This is a genomic window from Streptomyces mashuensis (assembly GCF_014654785.1).
Taxonomy (GTDB): Bacteria; Actinomycetota; Actinomycetes; order Streptomycetales; family Streptomycetaceae; genus Streptomyces; species Streptomyces mashuensis.
Map to the genome: position 1 here is coordinate 57,450 of NZ_BNBD01000007.1, position 26,264 is coordinate 83,713.

20 protein-coding genes are annotated in these 26,264 nt (G+C 73.1%); 11 read left to right on the forward strand and 9 right to left on the reverse strand.

The genetic code is table 11. The features are described from left to right. Nucleotides 1–26 precede the first annotated feature (26 nt). The 6 genes from IE305_RS18555 to IE305_RS18580 are packed head-to-tail and all read right to left on the reverse strand — an operon-like array spanning nucleotide 27 to nucleotide 9,038. Nucleotides 27–995: an amidohydrolase family protein gene (locus IE305_RS18555; RefSeq protein WP_190130765.1), complete on the reverse strand. Its 969-nt coding sequence runs from the start codon at nucleotides 993–995 to the stop codon at nucleotides 27–29. Further along, a complete protein-coding gene (locus tag IE305_RS18560; RefSeq protein ID WP_190130766.1) occupies nucleotides 992–2,488 on the reverse strand; it encodes an AMP-binding protein in 1,497 nt (498 codons plus the stop codon). Before IE305_RS18560 ends, IE305_RS18555 begins: the two co-directional genes overlap by 4 nt. A gap of 8 nt (nucleotides 2,489–2,496) precedes the next feature. Next, nucleotides 2,497–4,206 (reverse strand): aspartate aminotransferase family protein, encoded by a 1,710-nt coding sequence (locus IE305_RS18565; protein WP_190130767.1) that lies wholly within the window; start codon nucleotides 4,204–4,206, stop codon nucleotides 2,497–2,499. Then, entirely contained in the window at nucleotides 4,178–4,864 is a 687-nt protein-coding gene (locus tag IE305_RS18570) for a GNAT family N-acetyltransferase (protein ID WP_190130768.1), read from the reverse strand. The genes IE305_RS18565 and IE305_RS18570 overlap by 29 nt, the downstream gene beginning before the upstream one ends. Before the next feature lie 46 nt (nucleotides 4,865–4,910). Then, nucleotides 4,911–5,864 (reverse strand): fatty acid desaturase family protein, encoded by a 954-nt coding sequence (locus IE305_RS18575; protein WP_190130769.1) that lies wholly within the window; start codon nucleotides 5,862–5,864, stop codon nucleotides 4,911–4,913. A gap of 27 nt (nucleotides 5,865–5,891) precedes the next feature. After that, nucleotides 5,892–9,038, reverse strand: coding sequence for a non-ribosomal peptide synthetase (locus tag IE305_RS18580; RefSeq protein WP_190130770.1), 3,147 nt, complete (start codon nucleotides 9,036–9,038; stop codon nucleotides 5,892–5,894). A 443-nt stretch (nucleotides 9,039–9,481) separates the two neighbouring features. On the opposite strand from IE305_RS18580, the gene IE305_RS18585 reads away from it, so the two are divergent. Next, a complete protein-coding gene (locus IE305_RS18585; RefSeq protein ID WP_229891163.1) occupies nucleotides 9,482–10,711 on the forward strand; it encodes an MFS transporter in 1,230 nt (409 codons plus the stop codon). 45 nt (nucleotides 10,712–10,756) lie between these two features. Here IE305_RS18585 and IE305_RS18590 read toward each other — a convergent pair whose 3' ends face one another. Both IE305_RS18590 and IE305_RS18595 read right to left on the reverse strand, forming a co-directional pair. Beyond that, on the reverse strand, nucleotides 10,757–11,887 hold the full coding sequence (locus tag IE305_RS18590; protein WP_190130771.1) for a GNAT family N-acetyltransferase: 1,131 nt from the start codon (nucleotides 11,885–11,887) through the stop codon (nucleotides 10,757–10,759). Beyond that, nucleotides 11,884–13,161 (reverse strand): ATP-grasp domain-containing protein, encoded by a 1,278-nt coding sequence (locus IE305_RS18595; RefSeq protein WP_190130772.1) that lies wholly within the window; start codon nucleotides 13,159–13,161, stop codon nucleotides 11,884–11,886. Before IE305_RS18595 ends, IE305_RS18590 begins: the two co-directional genes overlap by 4 nt. Nucleotides 13,162–13,299: 138 nt before the next feature. Between IE305_RS18595 and IE305_RS18600 the strand changes: the two genes are divergently transcribed. The 9 genes from IE305_RS18600 (at nucleotide 13,300) to IE305_RS18640 (ending at nucleotide 24,001) form a co-directional block, all read left to right on the forward strand. Further along, the gene (locus IE305_RS18600; protein ID WP_190130773.1) at nucleotides 13,300–14,526 is read left to right on the forward strand and encodes an MFS transporter; all 1,227 of its coding nucleotides are present in this window, start codon (nucleotides 13,300–13,302) and stop codon (nucleotides 14,524–14,526) included. Next, complete coding sequence (locus IE305_RS18605; protein ID WP_190130774.1) at nucleotides 14,527–15,375, forward strand: alpha/beta fold hydrolase; 849 nt, start codon at nucleotides 14,527–14,529, stop codon at nucleotides 15,373–15,375. A gap of 75 nt (nucleotides 15,376–15,450) precedes the next feature. Continuing rightward, nucleotides 15,451–16,179 carry a class I SAM-dependent methyltransferase gene (locus tag IE305_RS18610; RefSeq protein WP_190130775.1) on the forward strand — a complete coding sequence of 243 codons (729 nt, stop codon included), beginning with the start codon at nucleotides 15,451–15,453 and terminating at the stop codon, nucleotides 16,177–16,179. Nucleotides 16,180–16,196: 17 nt separating this feature from the next. Beyond that, nucleotides 16,197–17,483 (forward strand): preATP grasp domain-containing protein, encoded by a 1,287-nt coding sequence (locus IE305_RS18615; RefSeq protein WP_190130776.1) that lies wholly within the window; start codon nucleotides 16,197–16,199, stop codon nucleotides 17,481–17,483. 4 nt (nucleotides 17,484–17,487) lie between these two features. Continuing rightward, nucleotides 17,488–18,120, forward strand: a complete 633-nt coding sequence (locus IE305_RS18620) for an SET domain-containing protein (RefSeq protein ID WP_190130777.1) — start codon at nucleotides 17,488–17,490, stop codon at nucleotides 18,118–18,120. 77 nt (nucleotides 18,121–18,197) lie between these two features. Further along, nucleotides 18,198–19,601, forward strand: coding sequence for a KamA family radical SAM protein (locus tag IE305_RS18625; RefSeq protein ID WP_190130778.1), 1,404 nt, complete (start codon nucleotides 18,198–18,200; stop codon nucleotides 19,599–19,601). Nucleotides 19,602–19,635: 34 nt separating this feature from the next. Further along, nucleotides 19,636–20,952: a lysine N(6)-hydroxylase/L-ornithine N(5)-oxygenase family protein gene (locus IE305_RS18630; RefSeq protein WP_190130779.1), complete on the forward strand. Its 1,317-nt coding sequence runs from the start codon at nucleotides 19,636–19,638 to the stop codon at nucleotides 20,950–20,952. Next, nucleotides 20,940–22,031: an NAD(P)/FAD-dependent oxidoreductase gene (locus IE305_RS18635; RefSeq protein WP_229891165.1), complete on the forward strand. Its 1,092-nt coding sequence runs from the start codon at nucleotides 20,940–20,942 to the stop codon at nucleotides 22,029–22,031. Before IE305_RS18630 ends, IE305_RS18635 begins: the two co-directional genes overlap by 13 nt. After that, the gene (locus IE305_RS18640; protein WP_190130780.1) at nucleotides 22,028–24,001 is read left to right on the forward strand and encodes a class I tRNA ligase family protein; all 1,974 of its coding nucleotides are present in this window, start codon (nucleotides 22,028–22,030) and stop codon (nucleotides 23,999–24,001) included. The genes IE305_RS18635 and IE305_RS18640 overlap by 4 nt, the downstream gene beginning before the upstream one ends. Nucleotides 24,002–24,020: 19 nt before the next feature. Here IE305_RS18640 and IE305_RS18645 read toward each other — a convergent pair whose 3' ends face one another. Beyond that, a complete protein-coding gene (locus IE305_RS18645) occupies nucleotides 24,021–24,836 on the reverse strand; it encodes an AfsR/SARP family transcriptional regulator (protein WP_190130781.1) in 816 nt (271 codons plus the stop codon). A 488-nt stretch (nucleotides 24,837–25,324) separates the two neighbouring features. Between IE305_RS18645 and IE305_RS18650 the strand changes: the two genes are divergently transcribed. Next, complete coding sequence (locus IE305_RS18650; RefSeq protein ID WP_190130782.1) at nucleotides 25,325–26,089, forward strand: thioesterase II family protein; 765 nt, start codon at nucleotides 25,325–25,327, stop codon at nucleotides 26,087–26,089. The last annotated feature ends 175 nt before the right edge of the window (nucleotides 26,090–26,264 follow it).

The following is a 26,264-nucleotide window of genomic DNA, read 5'->3' on the forward strand; positions in this document are numbered from 1 at the left end:
TTCCTTTTCGAAGCGTTGTTCCCGAGTTATTCCCGGTGGTGTGCCCGCTGTGTTCCGCCGACCAGCCGGAGTGCATTGCCGCCCATCACCATCCGCCGTGCCGATTCCCGCACCCCGGCGAAAACCGGCGAACCCGGTGCGAAATCCCGGACCAGTCCGGCGAGCGAATGCGACATCCGGTAGGAGGGCCAGCAGGTCCCGAAGAGAATTTTGTGCTCGATCCCCATCAGGAAGAGCCGGTTCAGGTGCGCCTGCCATCCGTCCGCGCTGAGCACGCCGTGGAACTGGCTGATGTCGAGATACACGTTGGGCCGGTGCGCGCAGAGGTACGTCGCCTCGTCCACGTGCGTGACCCCGCCGTGGCCCAGGACGAAGTTCACGCCGGGGAAGTCCCGGGCCGCCCGGTCCACCAGCAGCGGCTCGCCGTAGGAGAAGTCCAGCGGCCCCCAGCCGGGTCCGGTGTGGCTGATCACCGGCAGGCCGCGCTCCGCGCAGATCTCGAAGTACGGGTACAGCCGCGGGTCGCTCGGCGAGTAGCCGCACAGCGGGTACAGCTTCAGGCCGGCGAACCCGTAGTCGGCCACGCACTTCTCGAACAGGTCCACCCCGTCCTGCCCGGCCCGCGGGTCCACGCCCCAGAACACGTGGAACCGCCCGGGGTGGCGCCGGTTCACGCGGTCGTGCAGGGCGGCCAGCTCCGGCGGCGACAGGGCGCACCGGGCCGCGTGCGAGAAGTCGGCGGCGAGCAGGAACGCCTGCCGCACACCGGCGGCGTCCATCTCCTCCACCAGCCGGTCGCCGTCGTCGTCCTGGTAGAGGGCGAGGGTCTGCTCGACCATCCGCTCCCGGCGGACGGGGTGGCCGTAGGCGGCGAGCCGGTGGTGGGCGTTGACCGCTTGGTGCTCGATGAAGGCCCGCGGGATCGCCAGCTCGCTCGCCAGGTTCACCTGTGCGTCGACGAGGTGCGGCACGGGCGCGCCGCCGGGCCCGCTCATGCGCCCGCGCCCTCGGTGCTTCCCACGGCCTGCGCGAAGTGGGCCGCGGCCAGCGGGCGGCTGAGCTTCATGTTGGCGGTCATGAACCGGGGGTCGGAGCGCAGCGGCTGCGCGGAGAAGACCAGCGACATCACGCGCTGGTGCGGCTCCAGCGCCTGGTTGACCTCCTCGATCCGCTTGCGGATCACGGCCTCGGCGGCCTCGTCGCCCGGCGTGGCGGGCGGTGCCGGCGTGACGATCGCCCCCAGCCGGCTCGACTGCGGGGTCGGCACCACGACCATCTCGGCGATCTCCGCGATACCGGTGAAGAACGACTCGATCTCGGCGGGGTGCACCTTGCGCCCGCTGCCGAGCGCGATGACGTCCTTCTTGCGCCCCAGCAGGGTGAGGTAGCCGTCGGCGTCCAGCTCGCCGTAGTCACCGGTCACGATGGTGCCGTCGGGCCGGTACGTGTCGTCCTGCGCGCCGCCGGTGTCGAAGTAGCCGCTGCTCAGCGGGGCCGGGCGGTGGACGAGCAGCTCGCCGTCGGGCAGCAGCGTGACCGCGTCGGGGTCGATCAGGCGGCCCACGGAGCCCAGTCGGTGCTCGTCGAGGGTGTTCCACGCGATCATCCCGGACTCGGTCATCCCGTACGCCTCCAGCAGCGGCACCTCCTCCGCCCAGAACGCGTCGAGCGTCTCCCGCCGGATCGGCGCCATGCCGGTGATGAGGAAGCGGATGTCGCCGCCCAGCATCGCCGCGAGGGTGCCCGTGCCGCCCTTGCGGTGCAGCTGGAGCACCGTGTCGTAGAAGACCGGGGGACCGATCAGGAAGGTCGGCCGCTCGGTCTTCACCGCGGCGAACACCCGCTGGTACGGCGCCAGGACGAGGTCGGCGCCGGTCCACAGGCAGCAGTAGACGGACAGCCGCTGCTGGTAGTTGGCCAGCGGCAGGAAGATGAGGTGCCGGTCGGCGGAGGTGATGGCGAACGCCTCGACGAACCGGCCGATGACGTACTCGGTGCCCTTCCGGCTGACGTTCAGGCCCTTCAGGCGGCCGGACGTGCCGGAGGAGAACACGAGGCTGTGCAGGTCACCGGGTTCGCCGCGGGGCGCGTCGACGACCGCGACGTCCCGTCCCGGCGTGCCGTCCGGCGCCACCACCGCCGGGTGGGCCGGCAGGCCCTCGGCGTCGGTGATCAGCAGCGCCAGGCCGTGCCGGGCGAGGAACGCGCCGGGCTCGTCCACGGGCATCTCGTCAGGGAACGCCTTCAGCACGGCCCCCGTCGCCACGGCCGCGAGGTCCCAGGCCAGCCAGTCGACGCTGTTGGCGGCGCGGATGCCCACGACGTGGCCCGGCCGCACGCCGGCGACGGCCAGCTGCCCGGCGCGTTCCGTGGCCAGCGCGTGCAGCTCGGCCTGGGTGAGCTCGCGCCGCCGGCCCGCCGCGTCGATGTGCACCACGCGTGCGGAGTCGTGCCGGCGGTAGCGGTCCGCGAGTTCCTCGAAGTTCATGCAGCTCCTCATTCCGGTCGTTCCGGTGTCGCTTCCAGGGCCGTGACCAGCTCGCCGAGCCGTTCCGTCACGAAGTGGCCGATCCGCCCGCCGAGCATCGGCTCGTAGCCGCCGCTGCCGGTGTCCCAGGCGACGGTGACCGTCAGCTCGCTGCCCGCCCCGTCCGCCGCCGGCCGCACGGTGACCGTGCGCTCCAGCGACGCCCACAGCCAGCAGGGCTCGGCCCGCAGCCCGACGCCGTCCGGCAACTGCCGCACCCGGTCGGCCCAGACCACGACGTCGTGGCCCAGCGTCCCCCGGAACGACGGCTCGACCAGTTCGTCCGGCCCGGCCGGCTCCGCGGTCTCCGCCCCCGGGTCCTCGGCGAAGGGGTCCAGGAGGTGCGGGCGGGTGCGCAGCAGCTCCCGTACGGCCTCCGGCGGCCGCGACAGCCGTACGGTGCGGTGCACGGGCGACAGGACCTCGGCGCCGGGCCGGTCGTGACCGGCCCGCGCGGCCCCTGCCAGGACCTCGTCGAGGACGTCCAGGCCGTGTTCGAGGTCCTTCTCCTCGATCACCATGGGCGGCTGCACGCGCAGGACCCGGGTGTTGTAGAGGGAGTACGTGGACGTCACGCCCGCCGCCAGCAGCCCGCCCAGCACCAGCCCGGCGGTGGCGTCGTCACGGAACTCCAGGCCGTGCATCATGCCCAGGCCGCGGTGGGCGGCGACCAGGCCCGGGAAGCGCTCGGCCGTCCGCGCGAGCCGGGCCCCGATGACGCCGGCCCTGGCCCGTACGCCGGCCAGGAAGGCGGGGTCGGACGCGATGGCCACCGACTCCAGGCCGACCCGGCACGACAGCGGGTTGCCGCCGAGGCTGGACCCGAACGTGGAGGGCAGCACCCGCAGCGTCTCCCACACCTGCTCGGTGCCCAGCACCGCGGAGATCGGCAGCATGCCGCCGCCGAACGCCTTGCCGATGCAGATGATGTCCGGGGTGACGCCGAAGTGCTCGTGGGCGAAGAAGGTGCCGCACCGGCCGAAGGCCGTCTGCATCTCGTCGAGGATCAGCAGCGCCCCGTGCTCGTCGCACAGCCGCCGCACCTCCCGCAGGTACCCGGGGTCCGGCACGATCACCCCGGCCTCCGCCTGCACGGGCTCCAGCAGGACCGCGGCGGTGTCCTCGTCGATCGCGGCGGCCAGCTGCGCCACGTCGCCGAAGTCGACCAGCTCGAAGCGGTCCAGCATCGGCCCGAACCGCGCCACGTGCTCGGGGCGCGCCGAGGCGCTGAGCGTGGCGAAGGTCTTGCCGTGGAAGCAGCCGCGGGCGCTGATGAACTTGGGGCGGCCGGTGGTGGCCCGGGCGAGCTTGAGGGCGTTGTCGATGGTCTCGCCGCCGCCGTTCGCCAGGTAGGCGAAGGGCAGCCGGCCGCCGGTGAGTCCGGCGAGCCGGGCGGTGAGCCGGATCTGCACCTCCTCGAACATGATCTTGGTGCTGTTGAGGACGCCGGAGTCGAGCTGCTCGCGGATCGCCGCCGTGATGCGGGGGTTGGAGTAGCCGAACGACTGGTTGCCGTACTGGTCGAAGAGGGCCAGGAAGGCGCGGCCCCGGTCGTCCACCACGTGGCTGCCCGACCCCGCGCCCTGCACGCCGCAGCCCATGACGAACGCCATCTTGGAGTACGTCGGGTGGTTGTGCAGGGCCTTGGACTCAGCGAGTTCCTGACGGAGCGTGCGCAACCTCGTGTCCCTTCGCCTGGACCGCCGTCCGGTCTGCGTATGCGGCGTAGTCGTGGAAGAAGTACTGGAGCAGCGGGACGTCCGCGCCCGCCGCGGTGCGGGCGCGGGCGGCGGCCGCACGGACGTCCAGCACCCCCACCACGCTCAGCGGCGCCCCCTGGAAGCGGGTGTCCCGGTAGGGCTCCTGCACGGCCGTGAAGCCGATCTCCAGGTAGAAGCCGCGCAGGCCGCCGGCCTCCTCGTCGGCGAAGAAGTCGCCGAGGACGTGGGTCGCGCCGTGCACGGACACGCTGTGCACCAGCGCCTCCCGCATCAGCGCCATGCCCACCTTGCGGCCGCGCACCTCGGGCAGCGTCATGAGGTGCCCGAACTCGGTCAGCCGGTTGCCGGCGGTGCGCAGCGGCCCGAGGTCCACCATGTCCTCGCAGGGCAGCCCGGCGTCCGAGTCGGGGACGACCTTGACGGTGCCGATCGCCTCGTCGCCGGCGTAGGCCAGGACGTAGTCGGCGTGCGGGTCGAAGCGGTCGAAGGTCGCCGCCGTGTCGGCGGCGTCCGCCAGCCGTCCCTGGTCCCGGACGTACACGGCGTCGCGCAGCCGCAGCACGTCGGCCCGCTCGGCGGGCGTCCGGGCGACGCGGAACTGGACTGTGCTCGTCATCGCTTGCCGTCCCTTCGGGTCACGTGGCTCACCTGGCTCATCTGGCTCACTTGGCGACCAGCTTGCGGAAGTAGTCGACGTAGCCGGGGTGGTAGAAGTGCAGCCGGTCCCGGATCTCGGCGTGCAGGTCGGGCAGCCGCTCGATGGGCAGGTTGGGCATCACGTGGTGTTCGACGTGGTAGTTGTTGCCATTGGTGAACCACGTCATCAGCCGGTTGGAGCGGATGGTGCGGGTGTTGCGGAAGGGGTCCTCGTTGAGGGTCTCGCAGCGGTGGTGCTCGGGCAGCTCCACGAGCGCGTGCACCGGGGCCGCCACCAGCACCAGCGGGAGCACCCACACCCACAGCACCAGCGTGCTGCCCAGCGCCAGGGAGAGCGCGGTGAGCGCGAGGACGGCCGCCAGCATGAGGAGGTGGTCGCGCCGGATGCGGCGCGAGACGGTGGCGGTCTCGCCGGCGAAGTCCTGCCCGCGCAGGGCGCGGACGGTGCTGGCGAGGAAGAGACCGTAGTGGTGGAACATGGTGAACCTGGTGACCCAGTCCAGCGCCGCCGCGGTCCGTGAGCGCTGCCCCGCCCCGTACTGGTCGCCGTAGTCGAAGAACTCCCGGTTCAGCGGCGTGCCCAGATAGCGGTGGTGGCGCAGGTGGGACGTGCGGTAGGCGGCGAACGAGATGAGCATCGGCATGCCCAGCACCGTGCCCGCCACGGTATTGGCCCGGCGGCTGCGGAACGCCAGGTTGTGCAGCGTCTCGTGCTGGAGCTCCGCGGCGTGCGCGTACATGCAGCCGAGGAGCACCACGCCCGCGATCCGCACCGACAGCGCGTCCTGGGCCGCCAGCACGCCACCGGTGACGGTGATCAGCGCGCACACGACGAGTTTGGTGGCGAAGACCCTGCCGCGGATGCCGGTTCTCAGGTGCTTCAGCGAGGCACGGAGCTCCGCTGCCGCCGCGACCGGCTCCGGCGCGTGCCGGGTCCCCTCACCCGAAGGGGATTCCATCGTGTCCTCTCTTCTCCTCTGCCGTTCTCATGACCGGGCGAGGGCGGCCTCGACGCGCCCCGCGAGGCCCGCCGGCGTGGGGGTGGCGAAGAGCTCGCCGACGGTGATCCGCACCCCGGTCCGCTTGCGGATCCGGCCGAGCAGCCGGGTCGCCGACAGCGAATGGCCGCCCAGGTCGAAGAAGCTGTCGTCGGCGCCCGGCTCGGCGATCCCGAGGATCGTGGCGAACAGCCCGGCCAGCTCGCGTTCCAGTTCGGTGGCCGGCGGCCGGCCGCCCGCCGTGGCGGTGGGCGTGGGCGCGGGCAGGGCCTTGCGGTCGAGCTTGCCGCTGCCCGTCCGCGGCAGGTCGTCGACGACGACGATCAGGCCGGGCACGAAGTGCGCCGGCAGCCCGGCGGCGAGCCGTGAGCGCAGCCGCTCGGGAACGAGCCGCGCGCCCTCCTCGGGCACGACGTAGCCGACCAGCTGCTTGTCGCCCGGCCGGTCCTCGCGGACCGTCGCCGCCGCCCTGGCGACGCCGGGGGAGCGCGACAGGGCCGCCTCCACCTCGCCCAGCTCGATCCGGAAGCCCCGGATCTTCACCTGGTCGTCGTTGCGCCCGACGAACGTCAGCTCGCCGTCCGCGGTCCAGCGCACCAGGTCGCCGGTGCGGTACATCCGGTCGCCCGGCGCCCCGAACGGGTCCTCGACGAACCGTTCCGCGGTCAGCTCCGCGCGCCCCAGGTAGCCCGGGGTGACGCCGGCGCCGCCCACGTACAGCTCGCCGACCGCGCCGGCCGGCACCAGGCGCCGCTGCGGGTCGAGGACGTACGCCCGGACGTTCCGCAGCGGTCTGCCGATGGGCGGGGCCGCCGCCTGGGCGGGGGAGAGGGCGGTGCTCATGGCGGTGGAGACGGTGGCCTCGGTGGGCCCGTAGCCGTTGATCAGTCGGCACACCGGCGCCCAGCGCTCGATGACCGTCGGCGAACTCGCCTCGCCCACCGCCGAGATCGTCGTACCCGCCGGCCATTCCTCGGGCGACAGGACCGCGAGCACCGACGGCGGCAGCACCAGGTCGTTGACCTGCTTCTCCTTGACGAGGCGCAGCAGTTCTGGGCCGGGCACGAGGCGCTCGGCGGGGGCGGACACCGCCGTGCCGCCGTTGAGGACGCACTGCGTCATCTCGCCGACGAAGGCGTCGAAGCTGGACGAGGCGAACTGGAGCGTACGCGTCCCGGGCCCCGAACCGAGCCGGTCGACCATGGCCGCCGTGAGGTTGACGACGCCCGAGTGCCGCACCACGACGCCCTTGGGCACGCCGGTCGAGCCGGAGGTGTAGATGACGTACGCGGGTGCGCCCGGGTCGCAGGGGCCGCCGCGCTCCTCGTCGGTGAGGGGCCCGCCGGGCAGCCCGGCCAGGGCCTCGCCGGCCTCGGCGTGGTCCAGGACGAGGCACCGTACGCCGAGCTCGTCCTCCAGGGAGGCGGTGGCGGAGTGCAGCAGGACCAGCTCCGGCGCGGCGTCGGAGACCATGAAGGCCAGCCGCGAGAGCGGGTACGACGGGTCGAGCGGCAGGAAGGCGGCGCCCGTCTTGAGCACGCCCAGGGCCGCGACGTGCAGCTCCGGCGAGCGGGGCAGCGCGAAGGCGACGATGCCGCCCGGCCGTACGCCCTGCGCCAGCAGGTGCCGGGCCAGCCGGTTGGCCCGCTCGTCGAGCTCGGCGAAGCTCAGCACCGTGTCCTCGAACTCGACGGCCGGTGCCTGCGGCGTGCGGGCGGCCCAGGACTCGACGAGCCCGTGCATGGTGGTGGCGGGGATGTCGTGGACGGGCCCGGCGCCCCAGGCCAGCAACTGCTCCCGTTCCTCGGGGCCGACGAGGGGCACGTCGTCGAGCGGGGTCTCCGGGCCGGCCGCCCCGGTGACGGCGTCGGCCAGGGCGTCGGTGAAGCGCAGCAGCCGTGCCAGGTGGGCCCCGGTCTCCTCCGGGCCGTACAGGTCCGGGTGGGCGTCGAGGAGGAGCTCCATGGCGTCGGCGTCGCCGGACGTCCGGTAGAAGGTGACGGCGATGTCGTCGGCGGGGGAGAGGGAGACGGTGCGGACGGTGGCGGGGGAGCCGGCGAAGTCGAGGGCGTAGTCGAAGGCCATGACGTTGACCACCTGGCCGTGCAGGCGGCGCCCGGTACCGGTCAGGCCCAGCTCGCGGGCCAGCTCGGTGGCGGGGTAGCGGGCGTGCAGGTGGGCCTGGCGCAGCTCGCCGGCGACGTGCCGGGCGAGGCCGGCCAGGGTCGTGCCCGGCCCGACGGGGACGCGGACCGGCACGCCGTTGGTCGTCATGCCGGGGACGCCGCGCACCTGCGGGGTGAGCCGGGCGGGTGCGGGGATGCTGAGGACGACCTCGGAGGCGCCCGTCATCCGGCCCACGTAGCCGGCCACGGCGGCGGTGGCCAGGTCGGACCAGCCGACGCCGAGCTGTTCGGCGGCCTTGCGCAGGCGCGCCAGCCGGTCCGCGCCGAGCTCGGTGCGGCGGCGGTGGGCGGGACGGCCGGTCGTCGACCACCGTCCGGACAGTTGAACGGGCTCGGGCGCCGTGGGGAACTTCTCCCGCCAGTACGCGCGGTCGGCCGCGAAACGTTTCGACTGCGTGTACTGCTCCTCGCTCTCCAGGAGCAGCCGGAACGGCGGCAGCGCGCCGTCGTCGCAGGGGCGTCCCTCCGCCAGGGCCGTGTAGACCGCCGCGGTGCGGTTGTGGACCAGGGCGAGGCTCCAGCCGTCGAGGACGGCGTGGTGGACCCGGCGGTAGAGGACGTACCGGTCGGGTGCCGTCCTGATCAGCGCGGTCGTGCACAGGCGTGCGGGGTCGGCGGGCCGTTCCATGTCCGCGCGGACCCAGGCGTCGGCGGCGGCCCGGGGGTCGGGCCGGTCGCCGAAGTCCAGGTGGACAAGGGGGAATTGCGTGACGGGCGCGAGGTGCTGACGGTAGCCGTCGTCGGTCTCCACCAGGCACAGGCGGAGCGCCTCGGCCTCCTGCAGGACACGCTCGTGGGCGGCGTCCATGAGGGAGGGGTCCACCGGGCCGTGGATGTCCAGGCAGTCGCTGATGGAGAAGGAGGGGGCGGCCGGGTCGCCGGAACGGGCCAGCCAGGTGGTCAACTGCGCGGAAAGCAGGGGCCATTCCGGGGCATCGAACTCGGGCAATGTTCGTCCTTCCGATCCGGAGAAACCGATTCCGGCAGGAGCCCGGCCGGGAATGGGTAGCGGGGGCTCGCCGGATTCGCGCTCCGCGCCCGGTGGGAGGAAATGGCGCGGTCGTGGAGGAGGAAAGAGAGAGGGGCGTCGCGGGTGGTGGCGTGCGTCTCGAACATGCGAACGCCGTGATACTTCCCTCGGGTCGCAGGACGTGTCAAGGGACGACTGTTCAACTCACTGGCCACAGAATCAACGCGTGAAATACGGGCGAACCGGACGCGTGGCGGGCGTATGGCGGACGTGCGGCGGTGTGATCAAGCCGAGATCGATCAGACCCCTACTGTGAAGATCGAACGCCGCGTATATTCCGGGGAGTTCACCGTCCGGAGGGCGAGCGGGGTTCCCCGGCCGATTCCTCCGACCGTCCGACCGTTCACGAGAGGCGGAAGGCGTTGACGCGTTCCGGCACCTGGCGCAGGATCACCATCGTTGCGGGGCTCATCCTCTCCGCCTTCGCCTTCAACACCACCGAGAACCTGCCCATCGGGCTTCTCAAGCTCATCTCCTCCGACCTGGACGTCTCGCTGTCCTCCGTCGGCTACCTCGTCACCGGCTACGGCCTGACCGTCGCCGTCGTCTCCGTGCCGCTCGCCCACATGACGCGGCGCATCCCGCGCCGCTACGTCCTCTCCGGGCTGCTGGCGGTGCTGTGCGTGGCCACCTGGGTCTCCGTCGCCGGCTCGTCCTACGGGCTGCTGCTCGGCGCCCGCGTGGCGACCGCGCTCTGCCAGGCGCTGTTCTGGGCCGTCCAGGCGCCCGTCGCGGTGGGCCTGTTCTCGCAGGAGGTCCGGGGGCGGGTCGTCGCCGCCATGTCCGTGGGCGGGTCGCTCGCCACGGTGCTGGGCGTGCCGGCGGGGACGTGGCTGGGCCAGCAGCACGGCTGGCGGGTGCCCTTCCTGGTGCTGAGCGGCTTCGGCCTCTTCGCGCTCGTCGCCATCGCCACCCTGCTGCCCACCACGCGCCCCGAGGAGGGCCACGGGGCGTTCGGCTCGGCGCCGGACGTGCGCCGCTTCTTCATCGTGCTGTCCGTCACGGCGCTGTCGGTCACCGGCATGTTCACCGGCTTCACCTACATCGTGGAGTTCCTCAACGACGTCAGCGGCTTCTCCGACGACGTGGTGAGCGTGATGCTGATGGTCTTCGGCCTCGCGGGCGTGGCGGGCGTGAGCCTGACCGGCCCCTTCGTGGACCGCCACCCCCGGGCCACCCTCGCCCTTCCCGTCGCCCTCCAGGGCGTCGCCCTCCTCGGCCTCGCCTGGGGCGGCGGCAACCAGGCCGTGACCATCGCGATGCTCGCGCTCCTGGGCGTCTCCGCCGCACCCGTCTTCATGGCCAGCCAGACCCGCATGCTGACCGTCGCGCCCAGCCGCACCGAGGTCGCGCTCGCCGCCAACTCCGCCGCCTTCAACGTCGGCGTCGCCGCCGGCGCCCTGCTCGGCGGCGTCATCCTGCCCGCCCTGGAGGTCCGGGGCGCGTTCCTCGTCGGCGGCCTGCTCACAGCCGCCTCCGTGGTCGTCCTCGCCGGCGAACTCCTCCTCCCGCCCCCGCCGGCCAGGCGGAAGGCCCCCGCTCCGGCGGACGGTGCGGGGGCGGTGGGGGACGCGGTGGCGGAGCGGCATTGAGGACGTACGGTGCGGGGGTGCCGCCCCCGCACCGTACGGACGGCCCTACGCGGGTGACGGCAGCCGGTCCTCCAGCTTCGTCAGGACGGCCTCCGCGCGCGGGGTGAGAGGGAGCAGCGCGAGGGTCTGGGGCAGGGCCCGGGTCCCGCGGAGGAGTTTGGCCTCGTCGGCACTGATGCCGTACTCCAGCACCTTCACCCCCGGATGCGCGCAGCCGTACGCGATCGGCAGGTGGTAGCCGACCACCGAGTACATGGGCAGGCCGCGTCCCACCTCGTAGTCGAACCCGGCGTGGAAGCCGTAGAGCCGCTCGCCGCAGTGCAGCCACAGGGTCATGGCGAACACCCGGCCCTCCAGGGACGCGGTGAACACCGTCGCCGGGACGTGCCGGGCGATGGCCGCGAACCACTCCGTGAGCTGGCCGGCCGTCGAGCTCTCGCCGTACTTCTGGTCGAGCCGGTGGGCGAGCGCCGCCGCCCGCTCCACCGTCGCGCCCTCCAGGGGCACCTGGTCCGTGACCACGCCCGCCTCCTGGAACTGCCGCCACTCCTTGCGCATGCGCACCCTGCGCCGTGACGGCAGCGTCGCCAGATAGGCGTCGTACGACGGGTGGTCGCAGTCCAGCACGTGGCGTGCCGGCGCGGGGAGCTCGCGGAAACCCGCGTCCCGCAGGGCCGCGCGCAGCCCGGCGTCCGCACCGTCGACGTACGGGAAACAGACCGATGGGCTGCCCCAGGACCTGGCGGTGGCGACCGCCTCCGCGATCGCGGCGCGGCGTGCCGCGCCGGCCGCCGGGCCAGGGAGGCCGGGCGGGGTCAGGACGGTGGAGTTGAACCAGCCGCCGCACATCAGTGACGGCAGCAGGGCCGCCTCCAGCTCCGCGCCCAGGGTGTCGTCGCATCCGGTGAGGGAGCGCACCATCTTGTCGACGCGGCACGTCTCGTCGCCGACCGCCCGGTCGAACTGCTGGAGGGTGACACCGGCAACCACGTGGTCGCCGTCCGTACGGACCAGGCAGGCGCTGCGGGCGGGAACCCAGGGCCCGACGGCGTCGCGCTCGACGGCGAGCCACGGCGCGGTGCAGAACAGGTCGTCGGAGTCGCACAACGCGGCCCACGAGGCGGACCGCCCGGCCTCGGCGAGCGTGAGGAGCCGCCCCGTGCCCCGGGTGCTCATGCCGTGCCGTCCAGGGGATCGACGCGCAGCTCCTCGCCGAACCACGCGGCCACATCGAGCAGTTGGGACCGGGCGGCGGCCTCGCTCGGCGCCTGCACCAGGGCCTTGGCGACGAGCAGGTGGGAGCCCTGGCTCAGGTCCCCCACGACCTCGCCCGGCGCCGCCCACAGCTGGCCCTCGACGACACCGGGACGGGCTTCGAGGGCCTCCCGGGACGGCAGCTCCCGTATCCGGCCCGGGGGCGCCGCGAGGTTCACCCAGCCGAAGGAGTCCTTGACCGGTCCGGGGCCGCCCCCGGTGACGGACGAGGGACGGCCGAGCACGGCCGCCGCCCACTCGTGGTACAGGTCGATGCCGTGCTTCCGGCGCACCGCCTCCAGGATCAGGCCGCCGCCGATCCGGCCCGCGCACTCGCCGAACGTGAGGACGCCGTCCCGGTGGAACGCCTCCAGGTGGAAGACGCCGTCGGTGCGGCCGAGGGCGGCGAGGGACCGCTCGGTCAGGTCGGTCGCGGCGCGGATCAGGTCGCGCTCGGCGTCGTCGTCCAGCGTCGCCGACGCCACCAGCCGGCCCCGGTGCACGTCGACGACGTTGTGCAGGTAGCGGCTGACCGAGGCCAGCAGCACCCGGCCGTCCCGGACCACGCCGTCGACGTGCAGCTCCTCGCCGGGGACGAACGCCTCGGCCAGCCAGGGGCCGGCCGGTGTGCCGGGGCGGCGCAGCAGGGCGTCCAGGCCGTCCGGGCCCTCCCGGCCGGCGACCACCCAGGTGTGCTGGGCCCCCGCGCCTGCCGGGGGCTTGACGACGAAGGGGAAGCGCAGCGCGCCCCGCTCCACCGCGCCGGCCACGGCCGTCAGGTCCGGGAAGCGCGCCCAGTCGGCCGTCGGGATGCCGGCGGCCCTGACCAGCCGCTTCTGGAGCCCCTTGTCCCGCAGGGCGAGGGCCGCGGCCACGGCCGGGCCGTCCCGGCCGTCCAGCACCGCCGCCGTGACGATGGCGAACTCGTCCTCGGTGCACACCAGGGAGAAGTCCTCCGGTGCCAGGCCCAGATCGGCCAGCGCCCCCAGCACGTCCTCCACGCAGGTGTGGTCCCCGGCGACCGCCAGGGCCCCGCCGAACCCCTCCCGGAGCGCCTTCTCGCGCTCCGTGGGCTGCATCACACACGTCACTGCCGCACCCAGCCGGGTCAGCGCGTCCACGGCCTCCTGCTGCCGGCCGAGATACAGGACGCGCAGGTCACCCGGGTGCGGCGGGGAAGCAATACGTCGGGCCACAACACTCCTTCATTTCATCATGCAGGAAGTTGACCGCGATCGAGGCTTCCATAGATCGACGACATATGCCAACATCCTTGTCGGCGCGGTCAGTTGGTGTCCCACGTTCACGGGGGAGCTACGCGAAGTGATAGGTACATGACTCAGCCGGTCTCCTATCGAAGTGTCCTGACATCCCGCAACGTCCCGCAACTTCTCCTGGCGGCCTCGCTGTTCCGGCTGGGCCATGCCATGATGCTGTTCGCCGTCGTTCTTTATGCCATTGCGCAGTTCGACTCGGCAGCCGTCGCGGGACTCAGCGGATTCTTCCTCACCTTCCCCGGATTCGTGGTGAGCCCGGTGGCGGGAGCGATTCTCGACCGTTTCGGCGCCGTACGGGCAGTGGCCCTGGACGGCGTGGGAAGCGCCGTCTGCATCGGCGCCATCGGGATTTCCTCCCTCTCCGGCGTACTGACCCCCGCGCTGCTCTTCCTGCTCCTCGCGCTCTATTCGCTGACGAGCCCGCTGACGGACGGCGGAATCCGCACGCTCTTCCCGCAGTTCGTCCCCGAGGCCGCCTACGACAAGGCCAACGCCCTCGACCTCAGCACGTACTCGGTCATCGAGGTGGCGGGCCCCCTGGCGGCCGGCGCGCTGTTCGCCGCGGCCGGCCCCGACCCCACCCTGATGACCATCGCCGCCATGTACGCCATGGCCGGATTCAGCCTCGCGCTGCTGCGCGGCGGCAGCCGCCCCGCCGCACCCGGCGGCGGCACCGAACGGCACCTGCTGCAGGCGGCCTGGGACGGCATCCGCTACCTGGCGCGCAACGCCACCCTGCGCGCCCTGGCCGTCTCCTATTCGGTGTTCCAGGTCGCCTACGGGATGCTCATCGTCGTGGTCCCGGTCGCCGTCGAGCGCTGGTTCGCCGACGGCGACTCGGCCGGCCGGCTGGCCGGCGCCATGTGGTCGGTCGCGGGCCTCTTCGGCGGGCTGGGCGCCCTCCTGGCGGGCAAGATGCTGCACGCCGGGGTCGAGCGCCGCTACATGGCCGGTGCCACGGTGGTCGCCGCCCTCGCGGTCTTCCCGCTGAGCGCCCTCGGCTCCCTGATCGCTCTCGGCGCCGGGCTGGCCGTCTTCGGCATGGCGGAGGGGACCGTCAACGTCAGCCTCCTCTCCCTCCGCCAGCGCCGCACCGACCCCGGCTGGCTCGGCCGCATCATGACCGTGTCCATCAGCGTCAACCTCATCGGCTTCCCGGTGGGCACCGCCCTGGGCGGCTTCCTGGCCGGCGCGGTGTCGCTGCGCACCACCTTCGCGGTGGCCGCCGCCCTCACCCTGGTCTCGGCCGGATGCGCCCGGCTGCTGATCCCCCGGGAGGCGTGAGTGGCTTCACGTCCCGCCGTCTCCCGGTACGGAAGCGGTCCCCTGCTGGTGTGCCACCCGGGCGGCCCCGGCCTGCACCCCTCGTACCTGGAGCCGCTGACGGCCGCCCTCCCCGGACGGACCGTGGCGCTGCTGCACCCCCGCGGCACGGGTGACGCCCCGCGCCCGGCCGCCCCGGACGGCTACGCGCTGCGGGACTACACCGACGACCTGGTGACCTGGCTGGAGCAGCACGCCGACGGGGAACCGGCCGACCTGCTGGGCCACTCGCACGGCGGCCTGGTGGCGCTGCTGGCCGCCGCCCGCCGCCCCGGCCTGGTGCGCCACCTCGTCCTGCTCGCCACGCCCGCCTTCGGCGGCGAACGGGCCGACCGGATCGCCGCGGCCGGCCACCGGGCACGGTCCGCCGAGGGACCCGTCGCCGAAGCGCTGGCCCTCCTGGACCGCACGCCCGCGGAGCCCGAGGACGACGCCGCCCTCGGCCGGCTCCTCGCCCGGCTCGCCCCGCTGTGGCTGGGCCCGCTGACCGGCCGGGCCCGCGCCTGGCGGGCCGGGCTCGCCACCCGGCCGGCGAACGCCGACGCGCTACGGCATTTCAACACGACCGAATTCCCCGCACTCGACGGGACCGTCCGGGAGGCCGTCCGCCACCTCACCTGCCCGGTCCTGGCCCTCACCGGAGAACTCGACGGCCTGGCCGGACCCCCGCACCTTTCCGCCTGGGCCGCTCTTCTGCCCGGCAGCACCACGGTGCTGATACCGGCGGCCGGCCACATGTGCCACGTGGACGCACCCCACGCCGTCGCGTCGGCCGTCACGTCCTTTCTCGGAAGAACCGCGATGGACTAGAACGAGGCGCCGCCCCCGTGTGCCTCGGCACGCCTTTCGCCGAAACCTTTCTGCCATCACGACAGGGAGACCCCCATGACGCTGCAGCAGGATTGGCACGAGCAGGATTCCAGCGAATTCATCGAACTCGGCGAGTACTTCGTCCCCGAGCGGCAGACCCAGATGAACGTCGTCACCGCGATGATTCCGCCGCCCGATTCCCCCGTGGAAATGCTGGACCTGTGCTGCGGGCAGGGAAAACTGAGCGCGGCCCTCCTCGCCGCATTCCCCACCGCCACCGTCACCGGCCTGGACCTCAGCCCCGCCATGCTCGACACGGCCCGCCGCGACCTGGCCGGCCACGGCGACCGCTTCCGGACCGAACGGTTCGACCTGGCCGCCCACGACTGGCGGAAGCGCCCCGTGGCCCCCGCCGCCGTGGTCTCCTCCCTGGCCGTCCACCACCTGGACGCGGACGGAAAGCGCGCCCTCTACCGCGACGTGCACACCATGCTGCGCCCCGGCGGCGTCCTCGTCATCGCCGACCTCGTCCAGCCGGCGGGCCCACGCGGAGTCGCCCTGGCCCGCGCCATGTGGAACGACGCCGTACGGGAGCAGAGCCTCGCCGGCACCGGCGGCCTCCAGGCCTACGACAAGTTCCACGCCCTCGAGTGGAGTTGCTACGAGTACCCCGACGAGCTGGACAAGCCCTCCCCGGTCCTCGACCAGCTGGGCTGGCTGCGCGAGGCGGGGTTCACCGAGGTCGACCTGTACTGGATGAAGGCCGGGCACGCCGTCTTCGGCGGCGTCAAGCCCGCCGCGTGATCGGAGGAACCCCCGCCATGCGCCGCGACCACCCCCTGCTCGTCTTCGCCAACTTCGTCAACGAACTCATGGTCACCGTCCCCGTGCACCGGCACGCCGACGCCCTGGTGGCCGTCTCCCCCCGCAAGATCTGGCTGACCCGGCCCGGCGACGTCCTGCTGACCCCCCGGGCCGTGCCCGGCGCCCTGCGGGACTACGCCTGCGAGATGCTCGGCTTCTCCCCGGACGACGTCACCCTGCTCCACGCACCCACCGACGGCCTGGCCACCCTCACCGAGGCGGTGCGCCGCAACGGCCTCACGGACCGGCTGCGAACCGAGACCGAGGCCCGGCCCGGCATCCGCTTCCACCCCTTCGCCCAGGACCGCCCGGCGCTGGACCTCGCAGCCGAACTCGGCGTCCCCCTGGAGGACTACCCGTCGGGCACCGTACCCGAGCAGGCCGTCGAGGCCGCGTACCGCATCAACACCAAGCCCGGCTTCCGCGAGACGGCCCGCGCCCTGGGCATCCGGATCGCCGAGGGCCACACCTGCGGCACGCCCGAGGAGCTCGCGACCGCGGTGCGCCGCGTTCTCTCCGAGCACGACGGCGCCGTCGTGAAACCGGCCCGCGGCTCCAACGGCTACGGTGTGATCTTCCTCGACCGGGCCGACCTCGCGGGGCTCGACGACCGGCTCGCCGCCTACTTGCCCACGGTCGCCGAACAGCCTCCCGGCTGGGTCGTCGAGGAGCGCCTGACCTTCGAGCGGGTGGTCACCGTCGAGATGGAGTCCCGCGCGGACGGGCCCGCGGTGCTGCACGTCGGGGAGATGCGGACGCCCAACGGAAGCTTCAGCGGCCAGATCACCCCGCTCGTGGCCGGCTCCGCGGCCGTCGACGAACTCGTCGCCGCGGGCCTGGCCCTGGGGCAGCACCTGCACGCGGCCGGCTACCGCGGCCCGTTCGACATCGACGGCGGCATCACCCCCGACGGCGTGCTGTACTCCACCGAGAGCAACGTCCGCAAGACCGGCTGCACCTACCTGGACTTCCTCGTCCGGAGACTCCTCGGCGAGGAGCGGGCCGAACGGGCGGTGTGGCTGGCCGACACCCGGCCGGGCGGTGCCGAGCCGGACTTCGCCACGGGGCTCGGCCTGATCCGCAAGGAAGGCATCGACTTCCGGCCGGGCGCCGACGAGGGCGTCGTCCTCACCGCCGACACCCTCTCCTCCGACGGCAAGTGGCGCTACCTGATCCTGGGCGGCACCCACCAGCGGGTCGAGGAACTGGAGAGCGTCCTCGCCGGCCTCCTGAAGCTGGCCTGAGACCGTGCTCACCAAGGGAATCGACATCAGGGCGAGCCGCACGCACAACGTCGGCCTCTTCGCCACCGAGCCCCTGCCCGCCGGAACGGTCGTCTGGCTGCCCTGCACCAAGTGCTCCCGCTGGTCCCGGGAGGAGGTGGCCGCCCTGCCCGAGGACCGGTTCGCCTCGCTCGACACGTACGGCCACCTGCTGGCCGACGGCAGCCTGTTGCTGCCCTGCCTGGGCGCCTACCTGATGAACCACTCCTGCGAGGCCAACGTCCTCGACTTCGGCCTGGACTTCGGGGTGGCCGTCCGGGACATCGCCCCCGGCGAGGAGGTGACCTGCGACTACGCCACCTTCGCCGAGGACCACGGCTGGAGCATGGCCTGTCACTGCCGCAGCCCCCGCTGCCGCGGCACGATCACCACCGACGAGGGCCGTTCCCCAGGGCTCCGGCAGCAGTGGAGCACGACCGTGGAACGTGCCCTGCCGCGCATCGCGGCCGTGCCACAGCCCCTGCACGACGTGCTCACCGCACTCAGCGAGCCCTACCGGCGCGTACTGCGCGGGCTGACCACCCTCGGCGAGGTGTCCACCGGCGCGGCCGTCCACGCACCCGCCTTCGCGGCGGCCGGATGGTCGCCGCCGGCCTGACGGCCCGGTGCGCCGGGGCGGTCCGTGCCGCCGCCCCGGCGCACCCCCGACAGCGCAACGAATCGAGAGGACGTCGGATGTCCCACGACGTGCAACAGCCGTACTCCTACCGACAGTCGACCCCCGAAGACCCCGACCACCGGCGCCTGCCCGGCTGGCGCGACGTCACCGACCGGGAGTGGCGGTCGGCACAGTGGCAGCGGGCCCACTGCGTGAAGAACGTCCGGCAGCTCAGGGAGGTGACCGGCGACCTCCTGGCCGACACCTTCCTCGCCGACCTCGAGCACGACCAGCGCACCTGCGCCACCATGCCGCTGCTGATCACCCCGCACATGCTCAACACCATCGCGGCGGACAGCCCCGCCGACGGGCCCGGCAGCCTCACCGACGCCTTCTACGACGACCCCGTCCGCCGCTACATGCTGCCGGTCTTCTCCGACCGGCGCACCGACTTCCCCTCCCACCCCTACGCCCAGCGGGACTCCCTGCACGAGCGCGACATGTGGGTGACCGAGGGACTCACCCACCGCTACCCCACCAAGGTCCTGGCCGAGCTCGTCTCCACCTGCCCCCAGTACTGCGGGCACTGCACCCGGATGGACCTCGTCGGCACGTCCACGCCGCAGGTCCGCAAGACGGCCTTCGCCCTCAAACCGCAGGCCCGGCTGGACGCGATGACCGCCTACCTCCGGAAGACCCCGGCCGTGCGCGACGTCGTGGTCTCCGGCGGCGACCTCGCCAACGTGCCGTGGCCGCGCGTCGAGGCGTTCGTCGACGCCCTCCTGGAGATCGACTCCATCCGGGACATCCGCCTCGCCAGCAAGGGCCTGATCGGCCTGCCCCAGCACTGGGCCGACGACAAGGTGGTCGCCGGCATCGCCCGGCTGGCCGCCACCGCCCGCTCCCGCGGCGTCCAGCTGGCCCTGCACACCCACGCCAACGCCGCCCAGCAGATCACCCCCGCCGTGGTGGCCACCGCCCGGCGCCTGTTCGACGCCGGGCTCCGCGACATCCGCAACCAGGCGGTGCTGCTGCGCTCGGTCAACGACAGCCCCGCGGCCCTGCTCGACCTGTCCTTCGCCCTGCTCGACCAGGCCATGATCACGCCGTACTACGTCTACCTCTGCGACATGATTCCCCACAGCGAGCACTGGCGGACCTCCGTGGCCGAGGCCCAGGACCTCCAGCACCGCATCATGGGCTACCTGCCGGGCTTCGCGACGCCCCGCATCGTGTGCGACGTGCCCTTCGTCGGCAAGCGCTGGGTGCACCAGGTCTCCGACTACGACCGGGTGCGCGGCATCTCGTACTGGTCCAAGAACTACCGGACCGCGCTGGACGCCGACGACCCCGACGCCCTGACCCGGCTGTACGAGTACCACGACCCGATCCACACCCTCCCGGCCGAGGGCCAGGACTGGTGGAAGGCCCACGCCCCCGGCGGCCCCGTCCCCCGTTCCCCGCTGTCCGTCGTGCACTGACCGTCCGTCCCGGCTCGAAAGAGAGGTCCCGCACATGGAGCACGAGCACGGCCGATCACCCACCCACTACCGTTGTCTGGGCATCGGCGTGGGGCCGGCGAACCTGAGCCTGGCCTCCCTCCTGCACGGCCACCCGGAGGTGAGCAACCTCTTCCTGGACCGGAAGACCGCCTTCGGATGGCACGACGACCAGCAGATCCCCGGCACCTCGCTCCAGGTCTCGATGCTCAAGGACCTGGTCAGCCTCGCGGACCCGGTCAACCCCTTCTCGTTCCTGGCCTACCTGCACGACCAGGGGCGCATCTACCACTTTCTCAACGCCCGGTTCCCGGCCGTGCCGCGCCAGGAGTTCCGCAACTACCTGGCCTGGGCCGCCGGCCGCAACGAGAACGTCGTCTTCGGCGAGGAGGTGCGGGAGGTCGCCTTCGACGGCGTCTTCCGCGTCCGCACCGACCGCCGCACCCTGACCGCCGACAACGTCGCCGTGGGCGTCGGCATCGCACCGTGGCTGCCGCCGCAGGCCCGCCCGTGGACGGGCACCACCCAGTACCACGTCAGCGAGTTCATGACGAGGGCACAGGACCTGGGCGGCAAGCGGGTCGTGGTGGTCGGCGGCGGGCAGTCCGGGGCGGAGGCGTTCCTGGACCTCGTCTCCCGCACGGGCACCGCCCTGCCGCGCCGCGTGTCCTGGGTGTCACGGCGCCGCAACTACTTCCCCATGGACGACTCCCCGTTCACCAACGACTTCTACACGCCCTCCTTCTCCGACTACTTCTTCACCCTGCCCGGCGAGCTGCGCAAGGCCTTCAACGAACAGCACCTGCTCAGCAGCGACGGCATCTCCGAGGACACGCTCCGCGCCATCTACCAGCGGATCTACCTGCACCGCTTCGTCGAGGACCGCACCGACCTGGTGGGGCTGCACCCCAACCGCGAGGTGGTCGAGGTCGGCCGCGGCCCGGCCGGCACCTGGGCCCTCACCCTGCGCCACAACGACCAGCCCGGCCGCGCCGAGCGCCTGGAGGCGGACGTGGTGGTGTGGGCGACCGGCTTCCGCTGCGCGCCCATGGACTTCCTGGAGCCGATCGCCGGCCGCATGGAACGGGTCGACGGCGAGCCGAAGGTGGACGAGGACTACGCGGTGCTGTGGGACGGCCCGCCCGGCCACGACGTGTTCGTGCAGAACGCCACCCGGCAGCAGCGCGGCCTCGCCGATCCCAACCTGAGCCTCAACGCCTGGCGCAGCCGGCGCATCGCCGACCGGCTGCTCGGCGTGCGCGGCGACGACCAGCTCGCCTCGTTCATCGAGTGGTCGGCGAAGGACACCGGCGAGGCGCCGTGGCCGGCGTGACGACGGGCGTGGACGTCGCCGTGGTCGGGGCCGGCGTCATCGGCTGCATGGTCGCGCGGGAGCTGCACGCCCGGGCACCGCAGACGTCGCTGATGGTGCTGGACCGCGACACTCCCGCCTCGGGTGCTTCCCGGCGCTCGGCCGGCCTGCACTTCCCGCGCGGCGCCACCGAGCGCATCCGGCACATGGCGGCGCTGAGCCACGACCGCTATGCGGCGCTGCGGACCCGCCACCCGGGCGTGCCCCTGCACCCGCTGCCCATGACGCTGATCGGTGCGGCGACCGGTGAACGGGCGTTGCGGGACGTCTACCTCCCCGTGGCCCGGTTGCGGCGGGCCGGTCCGGTGCCGGGCGGCCCGGTCCGGGTGCCGGAAGGCGCGGCGGCTTGGACGGGGGAGGGCTGTCACTACGCCGACGTGCACGGGTTGACGCAGTTCGTGGTCCGGCGGCTGCGCGCGGGGGGCGTGGTGTTCCGGGAGGGTGCCCGGGTCACCGGGCTGCGGCCCGGCGAGCGGGACGTGGAGCTGCGGCTGGGCACCGGGGAGGTGGTGCGGGCCGGCCGTGTGGTGCTCGCCCCGGGGCCCTGGCTGGCCGAACCGGCCTGGCGGGACCTGGTGGCGCCGCTGGGGGCCCGGGTGAAGAAGGTGGTGGCGCTGCACGTGGACGTCGCCCCCGAGCCGGGCGACCCCGTGGTCGTCCTCCACGACGAGGACGCCTTCCTGCTGCCCCTGCACGACCGCGGCCACTGGCTGTTCAGCTACACCTGCCCCGAGTGGGACGTCGGCCCGGACGCCGTGACGGGCGGCATCTCGGCCCGCAACCTGCACGAGGCCCACGCCGTGCTGGCCCGGTACGCGCCGGAGCTGGTCCGGCACGCCCCGGCCGGCCGGGTGTTCTGCGACGCCTACGGGCCGGGGCGCGAGCCGCTGGTCGGGCCGCTGGACCCGGCCGGCCGGGTGGTCTTCGCCGGGGCCGCCGGCGGATCGGGGTACCGGCTGGCCCCCGCGATCGCCGCGGAGGCCGCCGGGCTGCTGCTGCCGAAGAAACCGTCGGGAGTACCGGAAGGGATGGCTTCATGATCATCAATGTGTACGACGCCGCCGGGCTGCACGAGGCGTTCGGCATCGGGATGAGCTCCGTGGAGGGCCTGGGGACCGGGGCCGGGTGGGGCCGGGTGGCCCCCGGGCGGTCGACCCGCCGGCACCGCCACGACGAGACGGAGATGTTCGTGATCGTCGCGGGCCGCGGCGAGCTCGAGTGCGACGGCCGCCGGCACACCGTCGCCCCGGGTACCGTGGCGCTCTTCGAGCCCTTCGAGTCCCATGTGCTCACCAACACCGGCGGGACGGACCTGGTCTTCCTCACCCAGTACTGGCGGGACGCCGGCCGGGCCCGGCGCTCGGCGGCCTCGGCGGAGCGCAAGGGCTTCGGCGACCGCCCCGTCTTCGTCTTCTCCACCCCGCCCACGCCCAACGGTGACCTGCACCTGGGCCACCTGTCGGGTCCCTACCTGGGCGCGGACGCCTACGTGCGCTTCCAGCGCATGAACGGTGCCCGCGCCTGGCACCTGACGGGCAGCGACGACTTCCAGAGCTACGTGGCGGCGGCGGCCCGTGCCGAGGGCCGGTCTCCGGCGGCGACGGCCGCCCACTACAGCGCCGAGATCGCCGAGACGCTGCGGCTGATGGACATCGTCCCCGACCAGTACACGGTGACCGGCCGGGACGCCGCCTACCGCGACGGGCTGCGGCAGTACTTCGCCCGGCTGACCGGCTCGGGAAAGGTGTCCCTGACCGAGGGCGAGGCCCTGTTCGACGCGGAGAGCGGGCAGTACCTGTACGAGGTGGACGTCAGCGGGGGCTGCCCCGGCTGCTCCGGCACGACCAGCGGCAACATCTGCGAGGAGTGCGGCGAGCCCAACGTCGTCACCGACCTGGCCGGGCCGGTCTCGGCGCACTCGTCGGCGCCGCCGCGGCGCGACCGCCTGGCCCGGTACGTGCTGCCGCTGCACGAGTTCCGCGACGCCGTCCGCGAGCACCACCGCGCGGGCCGGGTGCCCGCCCGGCTGGCGGAGCTCGCGCACCGCGTCCTCGGCCGGGACCGGCTGGACCTGCCGGTGACGCACCCGTCGGCCTGGGGCGTGCCCCCGGCGGAGGCGGGCCCCGAGGGCCAGGTGATCTGGGTGTGGCCGGAGATGTCGTACGGCTTCCTGCACGGCATCGAGGCCCTGGGCCGGCGCACCGGCGCCGGCTGGCGGGCCCTGGAGCCACGGCCGGACTGGAAGGTCGTCCACTTCTTCGGCTACGACAACAGCTTCTACCACGGGGTGCTCTACCCGGTGCTGTACCGGCTGGCCTTCCCGGACTGGGAGCCGGACATCGACTACCACGTCAACGAGTTCTACCTGCTGGAGGGAGAGAAGTTCTCCACCAGTCGCCGGCACGCCGTGTGGGGCAAGGAGATCCTCGGCCCGGACAGCGTGGACGCCGTCCGCTACTACCTGAGCAGCACCCGCCCGGAGGACGTGCGTACCGACTTCCGGCGCGCGGCCTACGACAAGGTGCTGAGCGAGACCCTGATCGGGACCTGGCAGCAGTGGCTGAACGGCCTGGGGCGCCGCATCGCCCGCGAGTACGGCGGCACCGCGCCCGACGCGGGGAACTGGACGCCGGCGCACTCGGCGTTCCTGGCGAGCCTCGGGGTCCGGCTGTCCGCCGTCACCACCGCTCTCGGGCCGGACGCGTTCTCGCTGCGCCGGGCCGCGGCCGAACTCGACGGGCTGGTCGAGGAGGCGGCGGCCTTCGGACGGCGCGAGGGGCTGCTGGCGGGCCCGGACGAGTGGCGCGACGAGGCCCGCACGGCCGTGGCGCTGGAACTTGCCGCGGCCCGGCTGCTGGCCTGCGTGGCGGCGCCCCTGATGCCGCGCTTCTCCGCCCGGCTCGCCGCCGCACTCGGGCTGCCCGAGCCCCGCGAGTGGCCCTCGGCGGTCGAACTCCTGCCGCCGGGCACCCCGGTCGGCCTGGCGGAGGCCGTCTTCTTCCGGCAGTGACCCCCGCCCGGCCCGGCCGTCACGTCATTTCGAGCGTCCGCAGAACGAGGTCGTCGTCGCGGTTCAGCATGGCGTGGTGCAGCTGCTGGAGGCCGTCGCCCGGCTGGACGCCCAGCTCGCGGTCCAGGACCGTGTGGGCCTCCTGGTACGTGCGCAGGGCGTTGGCCATGTCGCCGCAGCGGTAGTACGCGTACATCAGCTGGCTCCACGCGATCTCGCGGTGCGGGTGGTCCGCGAGCACCGAGCGGATCTGCGGGATGAGGACGCGGTGTTCGCCGAGCCGGAGCCGGGCGGCCATCAGGTCCTCCTGCGCCGTGATGCGCAGGTCGTTGAAGGACCGCAGCTGGGCAAGGAGCCGGGTGGAGCCGGCCACGTCGGTGCCGCCCGCCTCCCCGCGCCACAGGCCCAGCGCCTGGCGCAGGCCCGCGACCGCCTCCGCGTGCCGGCCGGCGAGCGCGTCGCCCCGGGCGCGGGCCAGCAGCCGCAGGAAGACGTCGGCGTCCACCTCCAGCGGCCGCACCACGAGCAGGTACGCGCCGCCGGTCCAGTCGCCGCCGCGCCGCAGCGACTTGAGCCGCTGCTCCCGCGGGTCGGCGGCGAGGAGCGCCTTGCGCAGGCGTGCCGCGTGCGCGCGCAGATTGGGCCGGGCCGACGGCGGCGGGTCGTCCCAGAGCAGATCGGCGAGCGCGGACTGGGTGATGTACTGGTTCGGGCGCAGCAGCAGGGCGGCCAGGGCCCCCCGCGTTCTGTGCTCGCTCAACTGCGCCTCGGCGAGGCGCTCGGCACGGGCGTCGTCGCTCCAGATCCCGACGGGCCCCAGAACACCAAAGATCATCTTGCCCCCGTTGTCGGCCTTGTTTCCCCCCGGCCAGCGGCGCCCTTCTTATCAAGGCGGTCCAGGGGCGACAAGGAGGGCGGCAGGACGACAGACATATGGAGTGAAATGCCCGCCTAAACCGACGGATCGTCTCGTTCTTGGGAATCCAGAACGTAACCGTGCAAGGGCATGATTTCCCGTCCGGTGAAATCTATGAATACCCCTGCTGAACGGCCGGAAATCATCGGTCGCGCACCCCCTTGCGGCGCAAGGGCCGACCGGCCCTGCCCGTCCTGGGCCCCGTGGCCCGTTTCAGCCCTTACCGGCCGGAACACCCGAAGGTAGGGGTACCCCCTAGATCAACCGTTCTGCTAGACATGAACCGGCCGAGCCCTTCGCGGAAGAGCCGCCCCGGACGGTGAACCCGCCGGTCGGAGGCGTGCCGTGGGCACGCGGGGGACGCTGCCCGGCCACCATCGCGGATCCACAGGAAAGAGTTTCGTGCAGTGGGTGAGCTCCAGGACGCAAGCCGTTGGATACGCCGTTTCCACCCTGCCGAGGACAGCGGAGTACGTCTGGTCTGCCTGCCGCACGCCGGCGGGTCGGCCCCGTTCTACTTCCCCATGTCCCGGGCACTGGCACCGGCGGTCGACGTGCTCTGCGTCCAGTACCCAGGACGTCAGGACCGACGCCATGACAAGGCCGTGGAGGACATCGGGGAGTACGCCGACCTGATCGCCGCGGAACTGAAGCCGTGGCTGGACCGGCCCACGGCCCTCTTCGGCCACAGCATGGGCGCGGTCATCGCCTTCGAGGTCGCCCGCCGGCTGGAGCGGGACCTCGGCTTCGTGCCGCTGACGCTGTTCGCCTCCGGCCGCCGCGCCCCCTCGCGCTACCGCGACGAGAACGTGCACCGCCGCGACGACGACGGCGTCGTCGCCGAGATGCGGCTGCTCAGCGGCACCGACTCCCAGATCCTCGGTGACGAGGAGCTGCTGCGCATGGTGCTGCCCGCCATCCGCAGCGACTACAAGGCCATCGAGACCTACCGGTCCGAGCCCGGCGCCACGGTGCAGACCCCCGTCACCGTGCTCACCGGCAGCAGCGACCCGCGCACCAGCCGGGAGGAGGCCGAGGCCTGGCGCGACCACACCACCGGCGCGTTCGCCCTCCACGCCTTCACCGGCGGCCACTTCTTCCTCGCCCAGCACCAGCAGGAGATCGTCCGGATCGTCTCCGAGGGGATCACCGCGGCCGCGGCCGCCTCGTAGCGGAACGCCCCGCCCGCCGAGCGGGGCCCCGGGCGTGCACCGGCCCACGGGAGCCGGTCCGCTGTGTTCCAGCATCCCCAGAACCCTTGGTTCCGACCATCCGATCCACGCGCGCACGCCGGGGCGACCACCCCCACCCGGCGTGGCCGCGCGTCGGGGGAATTCATGACCTTGA

What these genes read in the sequence shown, in the direction of transcription:
- IE305_RS18555 (WP_190130765.1), bottom strand. Translation starts at nt 995, where the DNA reads ATGAGCGGGCCCGGCGGCGCGCCCGTGCCGCACCTCGTCGACGCACAG.
- IE305_RS18560 (WP_190130766.1), bottom strand. Translation starts at nt 2,488, where the DNA reads ATGAACTTCGAGGAACTCGCGGACCGCTACCGCCGGCACGACTCCGCA.
- IE305_RS18570 (WP_190130768.1), bottom strand. Translation starts at nt 4,864, where the DNA reads ATGACGAGCACAGTCCAGTTCCGCGTCGCCCGGACGCCCGCCGAGCGG.
- IE305_RS18575 (WP_190130769.1), bottom strand. Translation starts at nt 5,864, where the DNA reads ATGGAATCCCCTTCGGGTGAGGGGACCCGGCACGCGCCGGAGCCGGTC.
- IE305_RS18590 (WP_190130771.1), bottom strand. Translation starts at nt 11,887, where the DNA reads ATGAGCACCCGGGGCACGGGGCGGCTCCTCACGCTCGCCGAGGCCGGG.
- IE305_RS18600 (WP_190130773.1), top strand. Translation starts at nt 13,300, where the DNA reads ATGACTCAGCCGGTCTCCTATCGAAGTGTCCTGACATCCCGCAACGTC.
- IE305_RS18610 (WP_190130775.1), top strand. Translation starts at nt 15,451, where the DNA reads ATGACGCTGCAGCAGGATTGGCACGAGCAGGATTCCAGCGAATTCATC.
- IE305_RS18615 (WP_190130776.1), top strand. Translation starts at nt 16,197, where the DNA reads ATGCGCCGCGACCACCCCCTGCTCGTCTTCGCCAACTTCGTCAACGAA.
- IE305_RS18625 (WP_190130778.1), top strand. Translation starts at nt 18,198, where the DNA reads ATGTCCCACGACGTGCAACAGCCGTACTCCTACCGACAGTCGACCCCC.
- IE305_RS18630 (WP_190130779.1), top strand. Translation starts at nt 19,636, where the DNA reads ATGGAGCACGAGCACGGCCGATCACCCACCCACTACCGTTGTCTGGGC.
- IE305_RS18640 (WP_190130780.1), top strand. Translation starts at nt 22,028, where the DNA reads ATGATCATCAATGTGTACGACGCCGCCGGGCTGCACGAGGCGTTCGGC.
- IE305_RS18645 (WP_190130781.1), bottom strand. Translation starts at nt 24,836, where the DNA reads ATGATCTTTGGTGTTCTGGGGCCCGTCGGGATCTGGAGCGACGACGCC.